Origin of the sequence: Salegentibacter sp. (genome assembly GCF_041642575.1) — a bacterium.
Classification (GTDB): Bacteria; Bacteroidota; Bacteroidia; order Flavobacteriales; family Flavobacteriaceae; genus Salegentibacter.
Genome location: NZ_JBEPWD010000112.1, coordinates 1 through 5,535, shown reverse-complemented (window position 1 = coordinate 5,535; position 5,535 = coordinate 1). Strand labels below are relative to the sequence as shown.

General features: G+C 40.9%; 4 protein-coding genes. All 4 read right to left on the bottom strand.

The features are described from left to right. A partial coding sequence (locus ACESK1_RS11710; protein WP_372920364.1) for an APC family permease occupies positions 1–1,171 on the bottom strand: 1,171 nt, incomplete at its 3' end. Between the two features lie 541 nt (positions 1,172–1,712). Further along, positions 1,713–2,171 carry a hypothetical protein gene (locus tag ACESK1_RS11705; RefSeq protein WP_372920363.1) on the bottom strand — a complete coding sequence of 153 codons (459 nt, stop codon included), beginning with the start codon at positions 2,169–2,171 and terminating at the stop codon, positions 1,713–1,715. 164 nt (positions 2,172–2,335) lie between these two features. Further along, the gene (locus tag ACESK1_RS11700; protein WP_372920362.1) at positions 2,336–3,808 is read right to left on the bottom strand and encodes a serine hydrolase; all 1,473 of its coding nucleotides are present in this window, start codon (positions 3,806–3,808) and stop codon (positions 2,336–2,338) included. Between the two features lie 153 nt (positions 3,809–3,961). Then, positions 3,962–5,535 (bottom strand): ABC transporter permease (locus ACESK1_RS11695; protein WP_372920361.1); only part of this gene is annotated, 1,574 nt, incomplete at its 5' end.

The following is a 5,535-nucleotide window of genomic DNA, read 5'->3' as shown; positions in this document are numbered from 1 at the left end:
TGGTTGGAATGGGAATATTTTTTATATTCATTGGAATGAAGAAATAAGGTTTTTCATCCCGGCTGTCCTTATTATTTCTGCGGAAATTGATCAGGGCGATATTCACCATTCCGAATACTATGAAGATAAAGATATTACTTATACTAGCTACGGTTTTCAGGTTTCCTATCAATCCGAAAGCCATGGTTACTAAAGCCACTGCGAATATGGCATAATTAGGAGCATTGCCAATTCCAGAGATCGTGGTGAATTTCTTTAACCAGTTAATATCACTATCCCGGGCTACATCGTAGAGCAATCGGGAAGTTCCCAGAATATTGCTCAAAATGGTCTTGCTGGTTGCAAATAAGGCCACAAATACCAGAATTGTAGCCCCAATATTTCCTAGTTTGGCCTCAATTACCGCCGCCAGGGGTCCGCTTGATTTTGCGAGTTCCTGCCAGTCCATTACACTTACTGCACTTATCGCGATCAGGACATAGATCACAAGTACGCTCAGCCCGCTTATCATTACCGCTAAGGGCATATTTTTTTTTGGAGATTTGGTTTCTTCGGCCATCTTCACCAGATCTTCAAAGCCCACATAACTAAAGAAAATCAAAGCGCCACCTGCCATAATTCCTATCCATCCTTTCTCAGTGGCTTCAAGGAGATTCGCACTACCAAAATCGGGAAGGGAAACTCCTACTACTAGAACCAAGCCCAGAAGAGTAACTATTGTCGCAAAAGTGTTGTAATAAGAACTGTATTTGGAACCTATAATATTAAAAAAGGCCATAAGAAAAATTATCCCAATAACTGAAGCACTCGCAGGAAGATCAAGTAATCTTTCCAGGTATTCAGCAAAACTTATTGCAATAGCGCCGGCGGCGACCACTCCCGTGAAGCTCATGAAGATAGACATAAAGAGAGCTGTTTTATGCCCCAGCCCTTGCTTGATGTATTCAAAACTTCCTCCGGCATCTGGAAATCTGCTAACAAATTCGGCATAGCTTAGCCCTGTAAGTAAGGCTACCAAAGCAGCGACCACAAAACTCAGCCATAACATATTTCCGCCGAGATCGGCTGCCTGTCCAATTATGGCATAGATCCCGGCACCTACAACTCCTCCAACACCGAACATCAGCACATCCCAAAATCCCAGGGATCTTTCTAATTTCTTTTTACCCATTTATGCAGTTTGATTTCAAATCTTTTCAAAATCTGCTTACTAACCAATAAAGACTCATACTTTAACAATTTAAATACGCTTCCCCAACTTTTTAAAACCTGGTAATAGCCTGGATAATCAATCCGGGAAAAGTTGAGTATCAGTTGTTGATCTAATCTTTAATCGATTTTTTTCTATATACATCGGCTTTGTAAACTTTACAGTATCTTAAATTTATGTGAAAGAATAATTATATTTGCCGCTTTCATTAATATGATTTTAACATATTGTAGAGGGACAGATGAATACTTTGTTTTTAAAAATTAAAATTGGAATATACAATTACCTTAATTTCCTTTATAAACCTTTTGCGCAGCGTCAATTCATCAGGACGCGGCCTTACCTTTTCTTATTTCTGGTAGCTGTGGTTCTGGCTATCCTGCTTTTTGTAGTAGGAGCTTTCTTTTTTGGGTTCCTGGTTTAGAATTATTTTTGTTGTAAAAAACTCCATAAAAAAAAGGGAGAAAAAATCTCCCTTTCTAAAGTTAAATATCAGGATCGGTTAATTGCGTTCCATATCCTGCATTCTTTCTTTCATCCTGGCATGAAAAGCGCTGTCTCTTTCCATCATTCTTACCATATGCTGGGACATTCGCTCCCGTCTTTCTTCTGTTAATTGCATGGTAGTATCTGCTTCCATCATGCTCATCATATTCATTCGCACGGAATCCATCATTTCAGGATTGTTTTTCATCATGTTTTGCATTTCCTGACGACCGTACATGTTTCGCATCATAGGCCGGTTTTGTCGCATCATATCCATGGAACCCCGGTTTTCACGCATTTCGTCCATGAATTCATTGAAAAGCTCTTGGTCGTTCAGGATTTGTTCATAAACATCCTCCCTTTGTTCTGCGTTTTCAGACAGGTCAATGCCGCGGTCTTGATCGCAGGAAGTAAATAAAGCCAGCATTAGTAACATACTTAATGCAGTGCCTAAGCTTGTTTTTAAATTTCTCATAATACTTAATTTTGGTTGATTAATTTCTTCAATGTTTTATCTGAGAGAATATTGAAATATGCTCTTCCAGATTCTGGTGAATTCCAGTAAACAATTGATAACATTGAAGGTACAAAGTATTACCGAACTAATAAATTCCCTTAGGCTTTTGTTAACTTTCCGGCCTATTCCTGTTCCAGTTTCTTAAGTATATTAATGCCATTAGTATTCCCGGGATCGATCTCTACAGATTTCTTGTAGTTTTCTATAGCCAGCTCTTTTTGTCCGGCTTCCAGGTAGGCTTCTCCCAGGCTATCATATACATTCCCTGATTCGGGAAACTCCTCTACATTTATTTTGAATACTTCTATTGCTTCCTCAGTTTTCCCCGATTGGAGTAGCTGATAACCAATCATATTCATTTCATTCTCCTTAAGGGCATAGGTTTCATCTTCCTTTAAAGCTTTATATTTTTCCATCCCTGCTGAAACTCCCTGGTTCCTAAAAACAGGTAACAACTCCATTGCGGCCGAGCGTTTTGGCATGTCATAATCTGCCCCATAGAGGATGTTTAAGATTGAGGAGGCCATTTCCCCCAGGTTGGTTCCCCCGGTATTATTTAGAAGAACAATAAGATGTTTTTCTTCAGGAACTCTTATTAATAGGGTATTAAATCCATTGATGCCACCCCCGTGAGCTATTGTCTGAATACTGTCTGCTGTTTTCCCTATGGGCATTTTTCCCAATCCCCAGCCATATCCATATTTCGAATCCCCGTCCTTAATATGTGCTTCAAACATTTCTTCCTTCAACTCTTCACTTAATAACTCCTCTTCATAAAGCGCCTGGTCCCATAGGTATAGATCTTCAACGGTAGAATAGAGGGAACCGGCGGCATAGGGGATAGACATATCCAGATAAGGAGCATTGCGGTACCCGTTACCAGCACGTTCATATCCGGCTGCCCTGTTCTTAATGATATTTCCATGATGATCGTACCCGGAGTTATTCATTCCCACAGGCTCGAAAATATTTTCCTCGAGCATTTTTTCATAGGATTTCCCCGAAACCTCTTCAATAATATGCCCCAATAGAAAATATCCCGAATTGTTATAAGCGAATTTCTCCCCCGGCATGAATTGTAAGGTCGAATCGGCAAAGGTTTTAACAAACTCCCCGGGAGTGTAGGGGTCCCGGCTTTGATTCTCAAAGAAACCCGGGAAGGAAGTGTAACTTGGAATCCCCGAGCTATGGGTTAATAAATGATGAATAGTAACCTCCTCGGCTGCAGGACCCTCATAATCAGGTAAATAGTTGGAAATTGGTTTATCCAGTTCCAGCTTGCCTTCTTCCACCAATTGAAGAATCAGCATCGCGGTAAACTGTTTTGTAATAGACCCCAGCCTGTGTTTGGTGTCCGGCTCATTAGGAATATCAAATTCCATATTGGCCATTCCGTAGCCCTTTTTGAAGATTACATCGCCGTTTTCAGAAACTAGTACCGAACCATTAAATTGTTCATATTCTGAATACTTTTCCATGAGTTCCCCGATCATTTCCGACTTGCTTTGTGCAACAGAAATAAGGGTAAATAAAAAAAGAACCCCTGTTCCTAAGAGCTCTTTTAAATGTTTAAATTTAGACCTTTGCTTCATCATAATTTGGTTTTAGTTAGAAGTAATCAGGCTTAAGACCACAGCTGTCTTAAATAGCTGTTTATCAGAAACCTAATTAAAGATAAAATAAAAATTTAAATAGTTTAGATTTTAATATCTTACTACTTCTAAACCAAACCTTTCTTTTTATAGTGATTACCTTCCTTCCCGTCGCAAGACCTCCAGCGGGGGCCTGCTGATAACCCCTATGCTGTTCGCTAACCCTATGAGGAGAACCAGTAAAACAATGCCGGGGAAAAGAATTAAAAATGGAACCCAGGAAGGAATAAAACTGGATTCAAAAACCAGCCATGCCAGTAATTGACTGCTGATAAGCGATAGCAGAATTCCTGATAAACTTCCTAAAACCCCAAGATAGATGTATTCCAGGGCAGCGATCTTCAATATCTGCTTGCTTTTTGCTCCAATGGTTCTCAGGAGTACGCTTTCCCTTATACGTTGATATTTGCTGGTTCTTACCGCCCCAATCAGCACGATTATTCCTGTAAGTATGCTGAAGAAAGCCATAAAATTGATGATCCAGGAGATCTTGTTCAGCAATCCTTCAATGACACTCAGTACCTGCCTGAGATCTATAATTGAAACATTCGGAAATTTTCTTACCAGTTCCTGTTGCAGGGCAGCAGAGGAGCTTTCATCCTGGACTTTTGTAGTTATCACCCTGAACTGTGGTGCTTCCTCCAGAACGTCTTCGGGAAAAACTATCGAAAAATTAGGTTGCATTCTGCTCCAGTCGACAGTTCTCACACTGCTAACCTCGGTATTCAGCAAAACTCCCTGTACATTAAAGGTCAGTTTATCGCCCAGGCCAACCCTGGCATCTTCAGCAAAATTATCACTGATACTGATAGGGATATTTTCTTCCCCTTCAGTTGCTGAAGTCCATTCTCCCTGTTCAAGGATTTCCGAAGAAATGAGAGAATCGCGATAGGTAACCCTGAACTCGTGATTCAAAACCCAACGGTTTATCCTTGAAGTCGTGTCTTCCCTGATTTCATTAACCGATTTTCCCTGTATGCTCTGCACCCTCATGGTGACGATGGGAATATTGTCAAGCAGTGGGGCATCCTTGGATTCTATGGTACTAATTATTGAATCCTGTTGCTCCGATTGTACATCCAGCAGGATCATATTAGGGCTGTCGGCTTCTGTCTCCAGTGAGGCTTGTGCCAGCAGCAGGTCTTTACTGAAATAAAGGGTACTGATGAGAAAACTGCCCACCCCAATGGCCAGGATGAGAATTAAAGTCTGATTCTGTGGTCTGAACAGATTCAGTAAACTCTGCCTTGCAGGGAAGCCCCAGGAGTTGGGGAAGTAATTTTTTATGGCCTTCATGAATAGCGCTGCAACTCCTGCCAGAATAGAGAAGCTCACAAGAATTCCCGCTACGAAAGAAAGGGAATATTGCCAGTTTTTAAGTAGCCAGAATGAAAAGAGGAATATGAAGATAAAAATACCCAGAGACACAAATAATATGGCCTTTCGCGATCTCACGGTTTCATCTTCCTGAACGCGGAGTGCCTGAAGCGGGGAGATGTAAAGGGTTCCCATTAAAGGATAAAGTGCGAACAATACCGACATGAAAACTCCAAGTAAGACTCCCATCAAGATGGCTTGCGGCACAAAGCTTACCTGAACATCTACCGGTAACAGGTCCTGTAAAAGCAATGGAAATGCCTGCTGTAATATCAGACCTACTCCTGTTCCCA